At 67.2% G+C, this 19,070-nt stretch carries 18 protein-coding genes; all 18 read left to right on the forward strand.

What is annotated here, in order from left to right; translation table 11 throughout:
* Nucleotides 1-108: 108 nt before the first annotated feature.
* The 18 genes from thrC to atpD all read left to right on the forward strand — a co-directional run bounded on the left by thrC (nucleotide 109) and on the right by atpD (nucleotide 18,972).
* Nucleotides 109-1,167: a threonine synthase gene (gene thrC, locus ACWGKS_RS03675; protein WP_358512294.1), complete on the forward strand. Its 1,059-nt coding sequence runs from the start codon at nucleotides 109-111 to the stop codon at nucleotides 1,165-1,167.
* Between the two features lie 51 nt (nucleotides 1,168-1,218).
* On the forward strand, nucleotides 1,219-2,157 hold the full coding sequence (gene thrB, locus ACWGKS_RS03680; protein WP_452455834.1) for a homoserine kinase: 939 nt from the start codon (nucleotides 1,219-1,221) through the stop codon (nucleotides 2,155-2,157).
* A 438-nt stretch (nucleotides 2,158-2,595) separates the two neighbouring features.
* The gene (rho, locus tag ACWGKS_RS03685) at nucleotides 2,596-4,617 is read left to right on the forward strand and encodes a transcription termination factor Rho (protein ID WP_452521640.1); all 2,022 of its coding nucleotides are present in this window, start codon (nucleotides 2,596-2,598) and stop codon (nucleotides 4,615-4,617) included.
* Nucleotides 4,618-4,817: 200 nt separating this feature from the next.
* Entirely contained in the window at nucleotides 4,818-6,638 is a 1,821-nt protein-coding gene (locus ACWGKS_RS03690; protein WP_452521642.1) for an L-lactate permease, read from the forward strand.
* 197 nt (nucleotides 6,639-6,835) lie between these two features.
* A complete protein-coding gene (rpmE, locus tag ACWGKS_RS03695) occupies nucleotides 6,836-7,045 on the forward strand; it encodes a 50S ribosomal protein L31 (protein ID WP_358512239.1) in 210 nt (69 codons plus the stop codon).
* Between the two features lie 114 nt (nucleotides 7,046-7,159).
* Nucleotides 7,160-8,230, forward strand: a complete 1,071-nt coding sequence (gene prfA / locus ACWGKS_RS03700) for a peptide chain release factor 1 (protein ID WP_358512236.1) — start codon at nucleotides 7,160-7,162, stop codon at nucleotides 8,228-8,230.
* Nucleotides 8,227-9,090 (forward strand): peptide chain release factor N(5)-glutamine methyltransferase, encoded by an 864-nt coding sequence (gene prmC, locus ACWGKS_RS03705; protein WP_358512233.1) that lies wholly within the window; start codon nucleotides 8,227-8,229, stop codon nucleotides 9,088-9,090. Before prfA ends, prmC begins: the two co-directional genes overlap by 4 nt.
* Before the next feature lie 83 nt (nucleotides 9,091-9,173).
* A complete protein-coding gene (locus tag ACWGKS_RS03710) occupies nucleotides 9,174-10,007 on the forward strand; it encodes an L-threonylcarbamoyladenylate synthase (RefSeq protein WP_358512231.1) in 834 nt (277 codons plus the stop codon).
* A gap of 11 nt (nucleotides 10,008-10,018) precedes the next feature.
* Nucleotides 10,019-11,185: an MraY family glycosyltransferase gene (locus ACWGKS_RS03715; RefSeq protein WP_358512228.1), complete on the forward strand. Its 1,167-nt coding sequence runs from the start codon at nucleotides 10,019-10,021 to the stop codon at nucleotides 11,183-11,185.
* Nucleotides 11,186-11,409: 224 nt separating this feature from the next.
* Nucleotides 11,410-11,832, forward strand: coding sequence for a hypothetical protein (locus ACWGKS_RS03720; protein WP_358512225.1), 423 nt, complete (start codon nucleotides 11,410-11,412; stop codon nucleotides 11,830-11,832).
* A 105-nt stretch (nucleotides 11,833-11,937) separates the two neighbouring features.
* The gene (locus ACWGKS_RS03725) at nucleotides 11,938-12,168 is read left to right on the forward strand and encodes an AtpZ/AtpI family protein (protein WP_358512222.1); all 231 of its coding nucleotides are present in this window, start codon (nucleotides 11,938-11,940) and stop codon (nucleotides 12,166-12,168) included.
* Nucleotides 12,169-12,273: 105 nt separating this feature from the next.
* Complete coding sequence (gene atpB, locus ACWGKS_RS03730; RefSeq protein WP_358512291.1) at nucleotides 12,274-13,104, forward strand: F0F1 ATP synthase subunit A; 831 nt, start codon at nucleotides 12,274-12,276, stop codon at nucleotides 13,102-13,104.
* Nucleotides 13,105-13,229: 125 nt separating this feature from the next.
* Nucleotides 13,230-13,457 carry an ATP synthase F0 subunit C gene (gene atpE / locus ACWGKS_RS03735; RefSeq protein ID WP_211714590.1) on the forward strand — a complete coding sequence of 76 codons (228 nt, stop codon included), beginning with the start codon at nucleotides 13,230-13,232 and terminating at the stop codon, nucleotides 13,455-13,457.
* 55 nt (nucleotides 13,458-13,512) lie between these two features.
* Nucleotides 13,513-14,058, forward strand: a complete 546-nt coding sequence (atpF, locus tag ACWGKS_RS03740) for a F0F1 ATP synthase subunit B (protein ID WP_358512288.1) — start codon at nucleotides 13,513-13,515, stop codon at nucleotides 14,056-14,058.
* Nucleotides 14,058-14,879: a F0F1 ATP synthase subunit delta gene (locus ACWGKS_RS03745; protein WP_358512218.1), complete on the forward strand. Its 822-nt coding sequence runs from the start codon at nucleotides 14,058-14,060 to the stop codon at nucleotides 14,877-14,879. Before atpF ends, ACWGKS_RS03745 begins: the two co-directional genes overlap by 1 nt.
* Before the next feature lie 74 nt (nucleotides 14,880-14,953).
* Nucleotides 14,954-16,594, forward strand: a complete 1,641-nt coding sequence (gene atpA / locus ACWGKS_RS03750) for a F0F1 ATP synthase subunit alpha (RefSeq protein WP_358512216.1) — start codon at nucleotides 14,954-14,956, stop codon at nucleotides 16,592-16,594.
* A 3-nt stretch (nucleotides 16,595-16,597) separates the two neighbouring features.
* Nucleotides 16,598-17,521 carry a F0F1 ATP synthase subunit gamma gene (locus tag ACWGKS_RS03755; RefSeq protein ID WP_358512213.1) on the forward strand — a complete coding sequence of 308 codons (924 nt, stop codon included), beginning with the start codon at nucleotides 16,598-16,600 and terminating at the stop codon, nucleotides 17,519-17,521.
* Between the two features lie 5 nt (nucleotides 17,522-17,526).
* Nucleotides 17,527-18,972 carry a F0F1 ATP synthase subunit beta gene (gene atpD, locus ACWGKS_RS03760; protein WP_358512210.1) on the forward strand — a complete coding sequence of 482 codons (1,446 nt, stop codon included), beginning with the start codon at nucleotides 17,527-17,529 and terminating at the stop codon, nucleotides 18,970-18,972.
* Nucleotides 18,973-19,070 lie beyond the last annotated feature (98 nt).

Below are 19,070 nucleotides of genomic sequence, written 5' to 3' on the forward strand. Positions count from 1 at the left end.
GGCGAGACCCCCACACCCGTCTTCCCTAGAGGGACGACTTTCCCGCGCGCCCGCCGAGGGCGCGCGTCAAGCGAACAGCAACCACCCGAAAGGGACACCGTCGTGAGCATGGCACGGGCCTGGCGAGGCCTCGTCGAGGAATACCGCGACCGCCTTCCCGTCAACGAGAACACCCCGGTCGTCACCCTCCAGGAGGGCAACACCCCGCTGTTGCCCGCCGCACGCGTGTCCGAGCTCACGGGCTGCGAGGTCTTCCTCAAGGTCGAGGGCCTCAACCCCACCGGCTCCTTCAAGGACCGCGGCATGACCATGGCGATCTCCAAGGCGGCCGAGGACGGCGCCAAGGCCGTCATCTGTGCCTCCACCGGTAACACCAGCGCCAGCGCCGCCGCCTACGCCATCCGCGCGGGCATGGCCTGCGCCGTCCTGGTGCCCCAGGGCAAGATCGCCATGGGCAAGCTCGCCCAGGCCCTCGTGCACGGTGCCCGCCTGCTCCAGGTCGACGGCAACTTCGACGACTGTCTGGAACTCGCCCGCAAGCTCAGCGTCGACTACCCGGTCGCCCTGGTGAACTCGGTCAACCCCTACCGTCTCCAAGGGCAGAAGACCGCCGCCTTCGAGATCGTCGACGCCCTCGGCGACGCCCCCGATGTTCACTGCATCCCCGTCGGCAACGCCGGCAACATCACCGCCTACTGGATGGGCTACACCGAGTACGCCAAGGACGGGATGTCCACCAGGTCCCCTCGCATGCTCGGCTTCCAGGCCAGCGGCTCCGCGCCCATCGTCGACGGGGCGCCCGTGACCAACCCCAACACCATCGCCACCGCCATCCGCATCGGCAACCCGGCCTCCTGGAAGCTCGCCGAACAGGCGCGCGACGAGTCCGGTGGCGCCATCGACAAGGTCACCGACCGGCAGATCATGGCCGCCTACAAGCTCCTCGCCTCCCAAGAGGGCGTCTTCGTCGAGCTCGCCTCGGCCGCGAGCGTCGCCGGCCTCCTACAGGCCGTCGAGGCCGGAGAGGTCCCCAAGGGCAGCCGCGTGGTGTGCACCGTCACCGGAAACGGCCTCAAGGACCCCGACTGGGCCCTGGCCGGTGCCTCCTCCGCCATCACCGTCCCCGTCGACGCCCAGGCCGCCGCCAAGGCCCTGGACCTGATCTGAGCTCCGTACCGACCTAGGTAGCCACCAGTGACCTCACCACGTCCGCGCCGGGTGTCCGTCGACGCCCCGGCCACCAGCGCCAACCTCGGGCCCGGGTTCGACAGCCTCGGGTTGGCCGTCCGGTTGTACAACCGCTTCGACGTCTCCTTGCGCGAGGACGACGAGCTCCACGTCTTCGCCGCGGGGCAGGGCTGCCGAGAGGTGCCGCTCGACCGGCGTCACCTCGTCATCAGGGCCATGGCCGAGGCCTTCGACCGGGTCGGGGAGAAACTTCCCGGCCTGGACCTGCGCTGTGAGAACGACATCCCGCACGCGCGCGGACTCGGTTCCTCGTCCTCGGCGATCGTCGGCGGGGTCGCGGCGGCGGCGGCACTGCTCGGCAGGGCCGGGCCAGACGGCGGCCCGGACCGCGACTGGATCTACCAGATCGCCGCGGACATGGAGGGTCACCCCGACAACGTGGCCCCCTGTGTCTTCGGCGGTTACACCGTGGCCTATCGCGACGACGACACCTGGGGCGTCGCCCGGCTCACCCCGGACGAACGGATCCTGCCGGTACTGTGCGTGCCGGGTTGGAAGCTGTCCACCGAACGCGCCCGCGGGCTGTTGCCGGAGACGGTTCCCCACGCCGACGCCGCCTTCAACGCCGGACGCGCCGCGTTGATGACCGCGGCCGTATGTGGCCAACCGGAATCCTTGTTCTCGGCCACCCGGGATCGGCTGCACGAGTCCTATCGCTCGCCCGCCATGCCGCGCACCCTCTCCCTCGTCGAAGACCTGCGAGAACACGAGAAACTCGCCGCGGTGGTCTCCGGTGCGGGGCCCACGGCGCTGGTGCTGTGCACGGTCGCCGAGGGACGCGCGGAGGTGAATTCGCCGGAAATCGCCCGACAGATTGATTCGATCGCTCGGTGGGCGGGTAATGATTGGGACATACGCCCCCTGCACGTTGAGCCGGCGGGGGTGCGGACCCCATCTCCCCATCCGTAGCATCTGTGTCGAGGAATAGCCGTGGCCTCAGGTGATGTTAGGCTTGGTGAAGCACCAGATGCCCCGTCACGGGGCGTGTGCTCATCCGCCACAGCGGCTTCCGCATCCCATACTCCGGCGGTCCGATCTCACGATCAGTCGGAAGCGGCGGCCAATGTGTCGAGTCAGCGGTCTCCCCGCGACTGTGCCCACGTCTTCGAAGTCCGCTCCTCCTCGGATGAGCGTGCCACGACGGTTGACGGGCATCACCTCCGAGCTATCCGCCCTGACGTCTGGCTGTACCCAGAGCCCGCCGCGATCGGGTAGGGGACCGACAACGCCGGTTTCCGACATCCACGTGGGGCACGCCCTACCCGGCCCCTGCCGGTTCGCACCATCGGGCCGGCCGATCAAGCACAACGCTGACGGCCGAAGCCCGCTCCTTGGGAAGGACCCTTAGTGAGCGACACCACCGAACTCCGAACGGACGCGGCGGTCGACAGCAAGAACGGCGCCGACGCCTCCACGGAGGCCGGCGAAGCCGCACCAACGGGCGCGTCGAGGTCGCGTGCGGCCTCGCGCGGCACCGGTCTCGCCGCCCAGAAGCTCCCCGAGCTCCAAAAGCTCGCGTCGAGCATGGGCATCACCGGTACGGGGCGCATGCGCAAAAGCGACGTGATCGCCGCGATCGAAGCCAAGCAGGGCGGTCCCGTGGCCCCGGCCAAATCGAAGTCGGCAAAGAAGTCCGACGCCGCCCCTGAGGCCGGTAAGGTCGAAGGAACCGACGACCGGACCGAACCCGCCTCGTCCACCCCGTCGGGTTCCGACGAGGTGGGGAACAAGGGTTCGGGTGTTCGGTCATCGGACCAGGCCGTGACCGAGTCCCAGGGTGGGAGGGGCGACAAGCCCTCCCGCAACCGCCGCTCGTCCCGCAAACGCGGTGACGAATCCGGTGACCAGCCCCGTTCGGTGGACGGCACCGACTCCTCAACCTCCGCGAGCAGCGTGACCAAGACATCCAGCACCCCCCAGAAGAACGGCCCCGACTCCGAGGACCGTGACAACAGGTCCGGGCAGGGTCGCGAACGCCAGCGCAACCGTCGCAACCGCAACCGTGGCGGTGACGACCAGAACACCAACAACACCGACCGTCAGCAGGGCGGCGGCGACGGCCAGAACCAGGGTCGCAGTAGCAGCGGTAACAGCAACAGCGGTAACAGCAACAGCAACAGCGGCAATGACGACGACTTCGGCGGCGGCCGCCGGCGCGGTCGGCGTCGGGACCGGCGGGACCGTCGGGGTCGTAGCAGCGGTCCGGAGACCGAGCCGGTCATCGGTGAGGACGACGTCCTGTTGCCGGTCGCGGGCATCCTGGACATCCTGGACAACTACGCCTTCGTTCGTACCACCGGCTACCTGCCCGGCCAGAGCGACGTGTACGTGTCCCTGGCCCAGGTCCGCAAGTACGGCCTGCGCAAGGGCGACCACATCATCGGTGCGGTCCGTCAGCCTCGCGACGGTGAGCGACGCGAGAAGTTCAACGCCCTGGTGCGCCTGGACTCGGTCAACAACATGTCCTCGGACCAGGCCAAGGGGCGCCAGGAGTTCTCCAAGCTCGTCCCGCTCTACCCGCAGGAGCGCCTGCGACTGGAGACCGAGCCGAACGTGCTGACCACGCGGATCATCGACCTGGTCGCCCCGATCGGTAAGGGCCAGCGCGGTCTGATCGTCTCTCCGCCCAAGGCCGGTAAGACGATGGTGATGCAGGCGATCGCCAACGCCATCACCGAGAACAACCCGGAGTGCTACCTCATGGTGATCCTCGTGGACGAACGTCCCGAGGAGGTCACCGACATGCAGCGCACGGTCAAGGGCGAGGTCATCCACTCGACCTTCGACCGTCCGGCCGAGGACCACACGGTCGTCGCGGACCTGGCGATCGAGCGCGCCAAGCGCCTCGTGGAGATGGGCATGGACGTGGTCGTCCTGCTCGACTCCATCACCCGCCTGGGCCGCGCCTACAACCTGGCCGCTCCCGCCAGCGGACGCATCATGTCCGGTGGTGTGGACTCCACCGCCCTGTACCCGCCGAAGAGGTTCTTCGGTGCGGCCCGCAACATCGAGGGCGGCGGTTCGCTGACCATCCTGGCCACCGCGTTGGTCGAGACGGGTTCGCGCGCCGACGAGGTGATCTTCGAGGAGTTCAAGGGCACCGGCAACATGGAGCTCAAGCTCAACCGGTCCCTGGCGGACAAGCGGATCTTCCCGGCCGTGGACGTGGACGCCTCCAGCACCCGTAAGGAGGAGATCCTGATGTCGCCGGAAGAGCTGAACGTCGTATGGAAGCTCCGCCGGGTGCTGCACGCCCTGGACACGCAACAGGCGATCGAGCTGCTCCTGGACAAGATGAAGGAGTCCAAGAGCAACGCCGAGTTCCTCATGCAGATCCAGAAGACCACGGTGGGGCCGGAGCGCTCGTAACCGAACGTCAGGCCCCCTTCCCGGGTTCGGGGAGGGGGCCTTTCGTGTGTCCGGGGCCGGTCGACCGAGTTCTTTTCGGGATACGGAACTCGAATATCACTACTGTGTTGCAGATCACAAAAGGGGGATGGTGGGAGCGCTCCGGCGGATCTAGTGTCGCGCCAGCCGAGTGCACACCCCGTATCAGGGAGCCGTCTGGAATGGACAACCTCGCCCTGCTCAGTCTCCTCGCGCTCACCCCGATCCTCGTGGTCGGAGTCCTGCTCGTCGGGTTCCGCCTCCCCGCCATGTACGCGATGCCCGCCGGGTACGTAGTCGTGGTCGGCATCGCGGTCCTGTTCTGGCAGACCGACTGGATGGCCATCGCGGCCTCCACCCTCCAAGGCCTGATCCTCGCCGCGGGCCTGCTCTACATCATCTTCGGCGCGTTGCTCCTGCTCTCCACCCTCACCAAGAGCGGCGCCGTGGCCACCATCCGGGCCACCTTCACCGACATCAGCCCCGACCGGCGTATCCAGGCGGTGATCATCGGCTGGCTGTTCGGCAGCTTCATAGAGGGCGCCTCCGGGTTCGGCACCCCTGCGGCCGTGGTCGCGCCCCTCATGCTCGCCCTCGGTTTCCCGGCCATGGCCGCCGTCATGGTGGGGCTGGTCATCCAGAGCACTCCGGTCAGCTTCGGCGCGGTCGGCACCCCGATCCTCGTCGGGGTCGCCGGTGGCCTGGACGGCTCGGAGCAGGTCGCCGAACGCGCCTCCGTCCTCGGCCTCACCCTGCCCGGGTTCGTCAGCGAAATCGGCCTTCAGACCGTGCTCCTGCACGCCGTGGCGGGAACCCTCATCCCCCTCTTCATCTGTTGCATGCTCTGCGGCTTCTACGGGGAGAACAGGCGTTTCTCCGACGGCTTCGGCGTTTGGAGGTTCGCCCTGTTCAGCGCCTTCGCCATGACGATCCCGTCGATCCTGTACAACTACTTCCTCGGGGTCGAGTTCACCAGCCTCCTGGGCGGCCTGACCGGTCTGGTCATCGTCGTCCTCGCCGCCCGTAAGGGCTTCCTGATGCCGAAGAGGATCTGGGACTTCCCGCCGCGGGAGGACTGGCTCGCCCGCTGGACCGGCCGGATCGAGTCCGGCAACGGGGAGGAGGTCGTCGGTCGTCGCATGGGGCTGCTCCAGGCCTGGGCTCCCTACCTGTTGGTCGCCGCCATCCTGGTGGGCAGCCGCACCATCGCCCCCGTCCAGGAATGGTTGTCCGGCATCACCATCGGTTCCGACGACATCCTCGGCACCTCCATCGCTCAGGCCGTCGAACCCCTCTACTCACCCGGGGCGACCTTCATCCTGGTCTGCCTCATCACCTACGGACTGCACCGCATGAAGGGCTCGGAGATCCTCGCCTCCTGGAAGATGGCGGGTTCCCATCTCGCGGGGGCGGCCGTCGCCCTGCTGTTCGCCGTGCCGCTGGTCCGTGTCTTCATCAACACCGGAGCGGACTTCGGGGGAACCACCCTGGACAGCATGCCGTTGACCCTGGCGACCGGCGCCGCGGAGCTCGGCGACACCGCCTGGCCTCTCTACGCCCCGTGGATCGGCGCACTCGGCGCCTTCGTCGCCGGCTCCAACACCGTCTCCAACCTGATGTTCTCCCTCTTCCAGTTCTCCACCGCCGAACAGATCGGGGTCCCACCGGAGACCGTCGTGGCCACCCAGGCCGTCGGTGGCGCGGCCGGGAACATGATCACGGTGCACAACATCGTGGCCGCCTCAGCGGTGGTCGGCCTGGTCGGTCGTGAGGGTGACCTCATCCGCCAGACGTTCATCCCGTTGACCTACTACGCGGTCCTGGCCGGATCGGTGAGCTACGTGTTCATCTACGGCCTCGGAGCGAACGCGGGCACGATCGTGCTGGCCCTGCTCCTGGCCGTGCTGGTCGGCCTGGTCCTGCTACTGCGACGGGCCGACGCGAACAAACCACCGTCCAGCGCGATGCGCGACGCCGAGTCCCGGAAGGGGGCTCGGGAATAGGTACTGGTCCCGGCATGGTTGTCGATCTGGCAAACTGGTAGTGAGGGTAGGTTCGTCCTCCTGTCACCGGGAGAGCACGCCACCCGATCACCTGGATCGCCGCGGCACCGGTTCGCGCATGGTTTCGACACGGCCCCACCTGTGAGGTGGGTGCCGTGGTCATGCGTCCGGCGGTCGCGCACTAGCAAGGAGAACACATGCAGGCCGACATCCACCCGGAGTACGTCGCCACCGAGGTGACCTGCACCTGTGGCGCCCACTTCGTCACCCGGAGCACCCTCACCGAGGGCAAGCTGCGCGCCGACGTGTGCTCCGAGTGCCACCCCTTCTACACCGGCAAGCAGAAGATCCTGGACACCGGTGGTCGGGTCGCCCGCTTCGAGAAGCGCTTCGGCAAGCGCAAGTAGCGCTGCCCTTCGGCCCGGTGGCACCGCTCCGTTCGCGGGGCGCGCCACCGGACCGGTCGCAGCCCCCTCATCCGGGGGAACAGCCAGGGCGGACGAGAAGACGGGAATGGGATAGTGAAGCTGGACGACCTACTCGGGGAGTACTACGAGCTGGAACAGCGGCTCGCCGACCCCGAGGTGCACGCGAACCCGGCCGAGGCGCGCAGGCTGGGCAAGCGCTACTCCCAGCTCACCCCGATCATCGAGGCCTACCGGCAGCTCAAGGCGGTCGAGAACGACATCGAGGCCGCCCGTGAGCTGGCCGCCGAGGACTCCTCCTTCGCCGAGGAGGCCGACCGGCTGACCGAGGAGGCCGAGCAGCTCACCGAGCGCCTGAGCTTCCTCCTCATCCCGCGCGACCCCGCCGACGACAAGAACCTCATCATGGAGGTCAAGGCCGGTGAGGGCGGCGACGAGTCCGCCCTGTTCGCCGGCGACCTGGTCCGCATGTACCTGCGCTACGCCGAACGGCAGGGCTTGAAGACCGAGGTCATCGACGCCACCCACTCGGACCTGGGCGGTTACAAGGACATCACCATCGCCTTCAAGAACAAGGGCAACCCCGAGCCCGGCTCGGGCGCGTGGCCCATGCTCAAGTTCGAGGGCGGTGTCCACCGGGTGCAGCGGGTGCCCGTCACCGAGTCCCAGGGGCGTATCCACACCTCCGCCGTCGGTGTCCTGGTCGTGCCCGAGGCCGAGGAGATCGAGATCGAGATCCACGAGAAGGATCTTCGCGTCGACGTCTACCGTTCCTCCGGCCCCGGCGGGCAGAGCGTCAACACCACCGACTCCGCGGTGCGCATCACCCACCTGCCGACCGGCATCGTCGCCTCCTGCCAGAACGAGAAGAGCCAGCTCCAGAACAAGGAGCAGGCCCTGCGTATCCTGCGCGCCCGCATCTACGCCGAGGCCCAGGCCAGCGCGGACGCCGAGGCCAGCGCCGAACGCAAGAGCCAGGTCCGTACCGTCGACCGCTCCGAGCGCGTGCGCACCTACAATTTCCCGGAGAACCGTATCTCCGACCACCGGGTCGGTTACAAGGCCTACAACCTCGACCAGGTCCTCGACGGGGAACTGGGCGGGGTCATCAAGGCCTTGGTGGACGCGGACACCAAGGAGAGGCTCGAAGCCGCCCAAACATCATGAACTTCCTACTCGACGAGGTCGCCCGCGCCACGCTCCGGCTGGCCGAGGCGGGCGTGGCCTCACCCCGCACCGACGCCGAGGAACTCGCGGCGTTCGTGCATGGTGTCCGTCGAGGGGAACTGCACTCGGTCGCCGACGCCGACTTCGACGCCCGTTACTGGGAGTGCGTCTCCCGCAGAGAGGCCCGCGAACCCCTCCAGCACATCACCGGACGCGCCTACTTCCGCTACCTCGAACTCCAGGTCGGGCCGGGTGTCTTCGTGCCCCGACCCGAGACCGAGATCATGGTGGACTGGGCGATCGAGACACTGCGGTCCATGGACGTGGCCGACCCACTGGTCGTGGACCTGGGCTCCGGTTCCGGGGCCATCGCCATCTCCATCGCCCAGGAGGTGCCGCGTTCACGGGTGCACACGGTCGAGATCGATCCCGAAGCGCTGCGCTGGACCCGCCGCAACGTGGAGTCCAGCGGGCACGCCGATCGGGTGACCGCCCACGAGGGTGACATGCGTACCGCCCTGCCCGAGCTCGATGGCGGGGTGGACCTGCTCATCAGCAACCCGCCCTACGTCCCGACCCGGGAGGCGCACGTCATCCCGCCGGAGGTACGCGACTACGACCCGGCCCCGGCGTTGTGGTCGGGCGAGGACGGTCTGGACATGATCCGCGACCTGGAGGCGGTCGGCCGTAGGCTGTTGCGTCCGGGCGGGGCCATGGCCATCGAACACCATGACGGTCAGGGCATCGACATTCCCCGGCTGTTCCCCGAGGACAAGGGCTGGCGTGACGTCCTCAACCGCAAGGACATGGCGAGGCGCGACCGCTTCGTGGTCATGCGCCGAGCCGACGAGGACGATTAGCCGCCCTTCGCCCTCACCCCCCAACCCCACCGTCGAACCGACATCTGTCCGGTCGACCCGTTCGAGATCGAGGTGAACCCAGGGTGAGCCGCATCTACGACTGCGCGGACGAGACCGCCCGCAAGGACGGCATCGCCGACGCCGCGTCCGCGGTACGCCGAGGCGACCTGGTGGTACTGCCCACCGACACCGTGTACGGCATCGGTACCGACGCCTTCAGTCCGAAGGCGGTCGCGCGCCTGCTGGAGACCAAGGGGCGCGGCAGGGACATGCCACCGCCCGTGCTGGTCGGTTCCATCCGGGCCGCCAGTGCCCTGATCGACGACCTGGGCAACCACGGCCGGGACCTCATGGAGGAGTTCTGGCCCGGTCCGCTCACCCTCGTGTGCACCGCCACCCCCAGCCTGTCCTGGGACCTGGGCGACACCAAGGGGACCGTGGCCGTGCGCATGCCGATGGACCCGGTGGCCCTGGAGCTGCTCAAGGAGACCGGCCCCATGGCGGTCAGCAGCGCCAACAAGTCGGGGGAGCGGGCCGCCGCCAACGCCGGTGAGGCCATCGAGCAGCTCGGCGACGAGGACGTGGCCGTCTACCTGGACGGTGGTGAGAGCGACAATCCGGTGGCCTCCACCATCGTCGACCTGACCTACGCGGTACCGCGTGTGCTGCGGTCGGGCGCCATCTCCATCGAGGAGCTGCGGGCCGTGTGCGGCACCGTCATCGGTGAGCTGCGCAAGGGTCGGGCCAAACCGAAGAAGGACGACGCCGCCGAGATCGACGCGGAGACCGCCGCCGCCGAGGCCCTCGACGACGCCGACAACGACGGCGAGACAGACGGTTCCGGCAAGACCGAGGACACCGCCGAGTCGTCGTCCACCGGCACCGAGTCCGACACGTCCGGTAGCGACAAGAACTAGAGGGGCCGGCCGTGCGGGAGTACGCGCTCACCTTCGTCATCGCCGTCGCGGTGACCTACCTGCTCGTGCCGTTGGTACGTCGGTTGGCGATCGCCTTCGGCGCGGCGCCCCCCGTGCGCGACCGTGACGTGCACACCGAACCCATTCCACGGTTGGGCGGACTCGCCATCTACGGCGGGTTCGCCGCGGCGCTGCTCATCTCGGCGCAGCTACCGCATCTGCAGAACGTGTTCGTGGCCAAGACCTGGATCGGCCTGCTGTTGGCCGGCGGGCTCATCACCGTCATCGGCGTCATCGACGACCGATGGGGGATGGACGCGCTGAGCAAGCTGGCGGGCCAGACCGCCGCCGCGGGCATCCTGGTCTGGCAGGGCGTGCAGTTGCTGTGGCTGCCACTGCCCGGCACCCAGTTGTCCCTGGGCCCGTGGCTCGGGGCGATGGTGTCGATCCTGCTCATCGTGGCGACCATCAACGCGATCAACTTCGCCGACGGCCTGGACGGCCTGGCAGCCGGTATCGTCGCGATCTCCTCGCTGGCGTTCTTCGCCTACTACTACGTGGTCGCGGTGGACCAGGGGTTCGAGCGCCAGTCCTACCCGGCGATGATCGCGATCATCCTGGCGGGCACCTGCCTGGGATTCCTCTGCCACAACTTCCACCCGGCCAGGGTGTTCATGGGCGACACCGGTTCGATGCTGTTGGGTCTGTTGCTCACCTCGATCACCATCACGGTGACGGGTCAGTTCGACGCGAACACCGCCAGGGAGGAGTTCAACTCCTCCGGCCTGGTCGTCTTCCTTCCCATCCTGTTGCCGCTGTTGGTGATCGCGCTGCCCCTCGCCGACATGGTGCTGGCGATCGTGCGGCGCACACTCGCGGGCAAGTCCCCCTTCGCCCCGGACAGGGGGCATCTGCACCACCGTCTACTGGACATGGGGCACACCCATACCCGCGCGGTGCTGTTGATGTACCTGTGGGCGGGCATCGTCGCGTTCGCCGCGGTGTCCCTGTCGATCTTCGACTCCGCGCTCATCGTCCTCTCGGTCACCGTGCTGGTGGCCACCTGTGCGGTCGGTCTCATCGCCCTGCCGCGTCTGCACCGTCGTGGGTTGTTGCCCGGGAGCCGGCGGAAGGCTTCTCGATCGCGAACAGATCACCATTCGTCAACCGATGGATAAAAGGCCGATCACGTTCGGGACGGAGGTCCTCTCGGGCGGTCCGAATGTGCCTGCTTGTGAAGGTCGAGCCGAGTGTGTTCAAGGTGACACAAGGTCCGAAGAGGCCCCGGTACGGGCCTTTCGCGCCGCGTTAAGGGTGCGTTAAGGGGTCCCTGGATTTCGTACCGAAAACCTTGTGATAGCTTTCACGAGCAGGTAACCACTTAACCCCACGGAGCTTCGTCATGCAGGGACACGACGCCCGGATCCTCCGCGGCGCCGCGCTTCCGAGCGCCGCGTGCGGAGCCCTGGCCATTGCGATCTCGGCCCTGCTCGCAGGTACCGCGGGAGCTCTCGGTTCGGCCCTGGCGGTGGCCATCGTCATCGCCTGTTTCGGTCTGGGGCAGTGGGCGGTCATCCTGGTCACCCGGCGCAACAAGGACCTGTTCCTTGCCGCGAACCTCATCGGCTTCGTGGTCAAGATGGCGCTGCTGGGCATCCTGCTGGTGACCCTCGGAGGAAGCCCTCTCATCGCCGACCTCAGCACCAACGCCTTCGTCTACAGCGCGCTGGTCGTGGTGCTGGCATGGCTTGGTGGGCAGACCTGGGCCACCTCCCAGGCGAAGATCCTCCACGTGGACCCCAGTGAGAGTTCGGAGAACTCGTGATGGGGTGCCCCGCCGCGTTCCGTTGGAGCGGGCGTTATAACCTGTTCCACGGCAGGCGGAAGGCCACCTTCCAGCCGCGCCCCACATGCTATATTCCGGAGCGAGATGAGCAGCGAGCCAACCGAGAAGAAGGGCCCCGAAGCGCTACCCGCGCCACGCGAGGCCGATGGTTGGGCGCTCTTCTCCACTCTGCTTTCGGGTGTTCTCGTGTGGAGCGCGATCGGCTGGGGTGCGGACAGGCTCCTGGATTTCCAGGCCCTCTTCCTGCCCATCGGGGCGGTTCTCGGTATGGCCGGCTCGATCTATCTGATCGTCGCCAAGACGCGTCACATCTGAGCACCCCGCAGTCCCGCGTCGCCCGTTCCGCGACGACGCTAGCAGTAACAACCATCAACGAGGCTTTCTTGCGTCACGACGAAAGGATTCGCCGTGAGTGCTGACGTGCGCATTCTCGCGGCCGAACCGGGTTGCCATCTCTTCGGTGACAACGGGTGCGGGTTCGAGGCCCCCACCATCGGGATGTTCTTCCCCGAACCGTGGTTCGCCAATATCCCCCTCAGCACGGGCATCGACCTGTACCTGGTTCTGTTGCTCGTCGCGGTCGGTGCCGTCCTGCTCCTGTGGTCGTGGTTCAGCAAGAAGCTGAGCCTCGTCCCCGGCCGCAGGCAGAGTGTCGGGGAGATGCTGGTCCTGTTCATCAGGGACAACATCACCCGGCCCACCATGGGTGCCAAGGGCGACAGTTTCATCCCGTTCATGACGGGCGTCTTCACCCTCATCCTGGCCATGAACTTCACCGGGTTGATCCCCGGCATGCTGCCGGTCAACAGCAACCTCGCCTTCACCGCGATGTTCGCACTGGTCATCTACGTGATGACCATCGTGATCGGTATCAAGAACCAGGGCGGCTGGGGTTACTTCCGTAACCAGATCTTCCCGCCCGGGATGCCGAAGTGGATCTACGTCCTGGTCACCCCGATCGAGATCCTCTCGGTCTTCCTCATCCGCCCGGTCACGCACGCCCTGCGTCTGTTCGCGACCATGTTCGCGGGCAGCCTGCTTCTGGCCGTGTTCGCCTACGGCGGCTGGTACATGCTGAACCTTTCGGCCGAGCCGGTCCTCGCCGCGGTCTCCGTGGTCTTCTCCGGCGCCGCGCTGCTCGGTTACGTCGCCTTCTTCCTCTTCGAGATCGCGATCATGCTGATCCAGGCCTTCGTGTTCACTCTGCTCGCGAGCCTGTACCTCAACCAGTCGCTCGAAGCGGCTCACTAAGACCCCCTCCGAGTTCCCCCGGTCCCCCGATCGGAACAGGGACGAGGAGTGCTTAAGACCCGTCCAAACCGGCGAACTGACCTATTGCGTACCGCAACGCCGGACGTCGAGTAAAGGGAAACACAATGGACATCGCTGCGATCACCGGCAACATCAACACCATCGGTTACGGCATCAGCGTCATCGGCGCCGGTATCGGTGTCGGTATCGTGTTCGGTCTCGGTATGCAGGCCATCGCCCGCCAGCCCGAGGCCCGCGGCCCGCTGCAGACCAACATCTACCTCGGCTTCGCGCTGGTCGAGGCCCTCGCCATCCTGGGCTTCGTTCTCGCCTTCGCCGCCCCCGGCGCCTAAGGCGTTTTGCCAACCGTTTTCTGATGGCAACTGACGCGAAGGAGGGCTGACCATGTTGGTGGAGTTGGCAGCCGAGTACAACATTCTGCGGATCGACTGGGTGAAGTTCACCTTCGGTGCGATCGCGCTCGCCGTGGTCTACTTCTTTGTGGCCCGCAAGGCGGTCCCCAAGGTCATGACGGTCCTCGACGAGCGTCACGACGCCATCGAGGGGGGCATCGAGCGGGCCAAGCGCGCCGAGGCCGAGGCCGAGGAGATCCGCCAGCAGTACCGCGAGAAGCTCGAAGAGTCGCACCGCGAGTACGCGCAGGAACTCGAGAAGGCCAAGGAGCAGCGCGCGGCGATCATCGCCGAGGCTCGCGAAGAGGCCCAGGTCGAGGCCCAGCGGATCATCGAGGCCGGCAAGGCCCAGATCGAAGCCGACCGGCAGCAGGCCATGGCCCAGCTCCGCGGTGAGATCGGTGCCCTGTCCACTGAGCTCGCGACCCGCATCGTCGGGGAGTCGCTCAGCGATGGCGCGGCGCAGACCCGCGTGGTGGACCGGTTCCTCGCGGACCTGGAGCAGCAGGACGAGAGCGCGAAGCAAGCCGGGGTGCGCTGATGCGTGGTATCAGCCGTAACTCCCTGGCTGAGGCGACCCGACGCCTGGACGAGAACGTCCTGGCGTCGGCGGACGCCGCCCAGCACGCGGTCTCCCTCGGTGGCGAGCTCTTCGAGGTCGTCGCCCTGCTCGGCAACGAGCACTCCCTGCGCCGCTGGCTCGCGGACCAGGCCAACCCGGTGGAGAAGAAGACCGGCCTGATCGGTCAGATCCTTGAGGGCAAGGTGTCGCCGTCCACGGTCATCGTGGTCAACGACGTCGTGTCCCAGCCGTGGGCCGGCCCCCGCGACATGGTGGACGCTCTGGAGCGCCTGGCGGTCTACGCGACCGTCGCCTCCGTGGAGGGCACCCGTCTGGACGAGCTTGAGGACGAGCTGTTCCGGTTCGAGCGGATCGTCGTCGCCGAGCCGGAGCTGCGTGCGGCCCTCACCCGTGAGGGCGTGGCCGCCTCGCACCTGCACACCCTGATCGAGAACCTGCTCTCGGGCAAGGTGAACTCCGCGACGCTGGCTCTGGTCGACGAAGCGGTCACCCGTCCTCGGGCACGTACCCTGGAACAGGCGCTCGACAACTTCGGGCAGCTGGTCGCCGAGCGCGCCCAGCGCTACATCGCGGTGGTGCGCAGCGCCGTCCCGCTGAGCGAGGCTCACCAGGACCGTCTCCGGACGCTTCTGCGGCGCAAGTACGGCCGTGAGATCCACCTGAACACCGAGGTCGCCCCCGAGATCGTGGGTGGACTTTCCATCCAGGTCGGCGACGAGGTCATCGACGGCACCATCGCCGGGCGCATCGCTGAGGTTCAGCGCCGTCTGGCCGGCTGACACACGCGAATATACGCAAGGCAAGCACGCACGGCGCCGGCCCGGCGCCATTTGAGAGCAAGGACAACGTAGAGATGGCGGAGCTGACGATCCGGCCGGATGAGATCCGGGACGCGCTACAGCGCTTCGTCCAGTCGTACGAGCCTGACACCACCCGCGCGGAAGAGGTCGGAACCGTCACCTACTCCGGTGACGGCATCGCCCGCGTCGGTGGCCTTCCCTCGGCGATGGCGAACGAGCTGCTGGAATTCGAGGACGGCACCCTGGGCATGGCCCAGAACCTTGAGATCGGTGAGATCGGTGTCGTCGTGCTGGGCGACTTCACCGGTATCGAAGAGGGGCAGAAGGTGCGTCGCACCGGCAAGCTCCTCTCGGTCCCGGTGGGTGACAACTTCCTCGGCCGCGTGGTGGACCCCCTGGGCGCCCCCATCGACGGCAAGGGCGAGATCGAGACGACCCAGACTCGCGAGCTTGAGCTTCAGGCCGCGACCGTGATGGAGCGCCAGCCGGTCGGCGAGCCGCTCCAGACCGGTATCAAGTCGATCGACACCATGACCCCGGTCGGCCGTGGCCAGCGCCAGCTGGTCATCGGTGACCGACAGACCGGTAAGACCGCGATCGGTATCGACGCGATCATCAACCAGAAGGCGAACTGGGAGACCGGCGACCCCTCGAAGCAGGTGCGCTGCATCTACGTCGCGGTCGGCCAGAAGGGCTCGACCATCGCCAGCGTGCGCGGCGCCCTCGAAGAGGCCGGCGCGATGGAGTACACCACCATCGTCGCCTCCCCGGCGTCCGACCCGGCCGGCTTCAAGTACCTCTCCCCGTACACCGGCTCGGCCCTGGGCCAGCACTGGATGTACGAGGGCAAGCACGTCCTCATCGTCTTCGACGACCTGACCAAGCAGGCCGAGGCCTACCGTGCGGTCTCCCTCCTGCTGCGCCGCCCGCCGGGCCGTGAGGCCTACCCGGGTGACGTCTTCTACCTCCACTCCCGGCTGCTGGAGCGTTGCGCGAAGCTCTCCGACGAGCTGGGCGCCGGTTCGATGACGGCCCTCCCGATCATCGAGACCAAGGCGGGCGACGTCTCGGCGTACATCCCCACCAACGTCATCTCGATCACCGACGGTCAGGTCTTCCTGAACTCGGACCTGTTCAACCAGGGCCAGCGTCCGGCGATCGACGTCGGTGTCTCCGTCTCCCGTGTCGGTGGCGCCGCGCAGACCAAGGCGACCAAGAAGGTCTCCGGTACCCTGCGTCTGAGCCTGGCCCAGTACCGCGAGCTGGAGGCGTTCTCCGCCTTCGGTTCGGACCTGGACGCCGTCTCCAAGCAGCAGCTGGAGCGTGGTGCCCGGATGATGGAGCTCCTCAAGCAGGGTCAGTACTCGCCCTTCTCCATGGAGAAGACGGTCGTCTCGATCTGGATGGGTAACACCGGCCTGATCGACGAGGTCCCGGTCGAGGACGTTCGCCGCTTCGAGGAGGACTTCCTGTCCTACCTGGACCGCGAGCACAAGGCCGTTCTCGACACCATCCGGGACACCGGCAAGTTCGAGGACGACAGCCAGAAGACCCTCCAGGCCGCCATCGAGAAGTTCAAGCAGAGCTTCCAGACCTCTGCGGGCGGCCTCCTGGGCACCGAGGCCGAGGCCGAGGCGCTCTCCGAGGAGAAGGTCGGCCAGGAGACCATCAAGGTCGCCAAGGGCGGGAAGTAACCCATGGGTGCACAGCTTCGCGTCTATCGCCGGAGGATCCGTGCGACGAAGGCGACGGCGAAGATCACCCGTGCGATGGAGCTGATCGCCGCCACGCGCATCACCAAGGCGCAGCGCGCGGCCGAGGCTGCAGGCCCCTACGCACGGGAGATCACGCGGGCGGTGTCCGCCCTCGCCAGCCGGGTGACCGATCACCCGCTGCTGACCGAGGCCGAGAACCCCACCCGTGCCGCCGTCCTGGTCATCACCAGCGACAAGGGTCTGGCCGGCGCCTTCTCGACCAACGTCATCAAGGAGGCCGAGTCCCTCACCCAGCTTCTTCGGGAGCAGGGCAAGGAGGTTCTCACCTACATGGTGGGTCGCAAGGGTGCGGCCTTCTACAAGTTCCGTGACCGTGCGGTCGAGCGGTCCTGGGAAGAAGGCATCACCGAGCGTCCGACCTACGCGCACGCCCAGGAGATCGGCTCCGCTCTCATGGAGAGGTTCTCCCTGGACACCGCCGAGGGTGGTGTCGACGAGATCCACGTGGTCTCCACGGAGTTCGTGTCGATGCTGACCCAGCGGGCCGGGGCGGTTCGCGCTCTTCCGCTGGAGGTGGAGGAGGTCGAGGCGGAGGAACTCGAAGAGAGCCACGGTGGCGAGGCGCTGCCGCTCTACGAGTTCGAGCCCTCGGCCGAGGAGGTCCTGGACCAGCTGCTGCCGCAGTACGTGGTCAACCGGATCTACGCTTCCCTCCTCGAATCGGCCGCCTCCCAGCAGGCGTCCCGTCGCGCGGCCATGAAGGCCGCGACCGACAACGCGGAAGAACTCGTCAAGAACCTGACCAGCCTGGCCAACCAGGCCCGTCAGGCCGAGATCACCAATGAGATCAGTGAGATTGTCGGCGGTGCCGATGCACTCTCTGGGTCCAGCGCGGGAAGTGAGTAAGAGAAGTGTCAACGACAGTTGAAGAGACGACCGGCGCCGGCACCGCCACCGGTCGGATCGCCCGGGTCACCGGCCCGGTCGTCGACGTGGAGTTCCCCGTCGGCTCCCTGCCCGGCATCTATAACGCCCTGCACACCGATGTGAGCATCGGTGGCAAGGACAAGGTCGTCACCCTGGAGGTCGCCCAGCACCTGGGTGACAACCTGGTGCGCGCCATCTCCCTCGCCCCGCAGGACGGCATGGTCCGTGGCGCCGAGGTCCGCGACACCGGCGCGCCCATCAGCGTGCCCGTCGGCGACATCGTCAAGGGCCACGTGTTCAACACCCTGGGCGAGTCCATGGACGTGCCCACGGCCGAGCTCGGCGTGACCGAGCGCTGGCCGATCCACCGCAAGGCCCCCTCCTTCGACCAGCTTGAGTCCAAGACCGAGATGATGGTCACGGGCATCAAGGTGATCGACCTCCTCACCCCGTACGTGCGCGGTGGGAAGATCGGCCTCTTCGGTGGCGCGGGTGTGGGCAAGACGGTGCTCATCCAGGAGATGATCACCCGTATCGCCCGAAACTTCGGTGGTGTGTCCGTGTTCGCCGGTGTCGGTGAGCGCACCCGTGAGGGTACGGACCTCTTCCTGGAGATGGACGAGATGGGCGTCCTCCCGGACACCGCGCTCGTCTTCGGCCAGATGGACGAGCCCCCGGGCACCCGTCTGCGCGTGGCGCTCTCGGCTCTGACGATGGCGGAGTACTTCCGTGACGTCCAGGGTCAGGACGTGCTGCTCTTCATCGACAACATCTTCCGTTTCACCCAGGCGGGTATGGAGGTCTCCACGCTGCTGGGCCGTATGCCCTCGGCCGTGGGTTACCAGCCCAACCTGGCGGACGAGATGGGTCAGCTCCAGGAGCGGATCACTTCGACGCGTGGTCACTCGATCACCTCGATGCAGGCGATCTACGTCCCCGCGGACGACTACACCGACCCGGCTCCGGCGACGACCTTCGCCCACCTGGACGCGACGACCGAGCTCTCCCGGCCGATCTCGCAGAAGGGCATCTACCCGGCGGTGGACCCGCTGGCCTCGTCCTCGCGCATCCTGGACCCGCAGTACGTGGGTCAGGAGCACTACGACGTCGCCCAGCGGGTCAAGGAGATCCTGCAGCGCAACAACGACCTGCAGGACCAGATCGCCATCCTCGGTATGGACGAGCTGTCCGAAGAGGACAAGATCATCGTCAACCGTGCTCGTCGCCTGGAGCGCTTCCTCTCCCAGAACATGTTCGTGGCGGAGAAGTTCACCGGTACCCCGGGCGTGTTCGTTCCCCTGGAGGAGACCATCGCCTCCTTCAAGGGTCTGTGCGACGGCGAGTACGACCACCTTCCCGAGCAGGCCTTCCTCGACGTCGGCAACATCGACATGGTCGTGGAGAAGGCCAAGAAGCTTCAGGAAGGCTAGGACTGCGCGTCAGTGCCCCCGGCCGTGAGCCCGGGGGCGACGGGCGGGGCCAGCCAGGCGGGGCCGAGTATCGATTCGTACTCGGCCCCGCCGAACCC

The organism is Nocardiopsis sp. NPDC055879, from assembly GCF_053615935.1.

Excerpts from the sequence above, each read along its gene's own strand:
- thrC (WP_358512294.1), top strand. The coding sequence starts at position 109 with ATGGCACGGGCCTGGCGAGGCCTCGTCGAGGAATACCGCGACCGCCTT.
- ACWGKS_RS03745 (WP_358512218.1), top strand. The coding sequence starts at position 14,058 with ATGCGTGGTATCAGCCGTAACTCCCTGGCTGAGGCGACCCGACGCCTG.
- prmC (WP_358512233.1), top strand. The coding sequence starts at position 8,227 with ATGAACTTCCTACTCGACGAGGTCGCCCGCGCCACGCTCCGGCTGGCC.
- ACWGKS_RS03755 (WP_358512213.1), top strand. The coding sequence starts at position 16,598 with ATGGGTGCACAGCTTCGCGTCTATCGCCGGAGGATCCGTGCGACGAAG.
- ACWGKS_RS03720 (WP_358512225.1), top strand. The coding sequence starts at position 11,410 with ATGCAGGGACACGACGCCCGGATCCTCCGCGGCGCCGCGCTTCCGAGC.
- atpA (WP_358512216.1), top strand. The coding sequence starts at position 14,954 with ATGGCGGAGCTGACGATCCGGCCGGATGAGATCCGGGACGCGCTACAG.
- atpE (WP_211714590.1), top strand. The coding sequence starts at position 13,230 with ATGGACATCGCTGCGATCACCGGCAACATCAACACCATCGGTTACGGC.
- ACWGKS_RS03690 (WP_452521642.1), top strand. The coding sequence starts at position 4,818 with ATGGACAACCTCGCCCTGCTCAGTCTCCTCGCGCTCACCCCGATCCTC.
- ACWGKS_RS03725 (WP_358512222.1), top strand. The coding sequence starts at position 11,938 with ATGAGCAGCGAGCCAACCGAGAAGAAGGGCCCCGAAGCGCTACCCGCG.
- rpmE (WP_358512239.1), top strand. The coding sequence starts at position 6,836 with ATGCAGGCCGACATCCACCCGGAGTACGTCGCCACCGAGGTGACCTGC.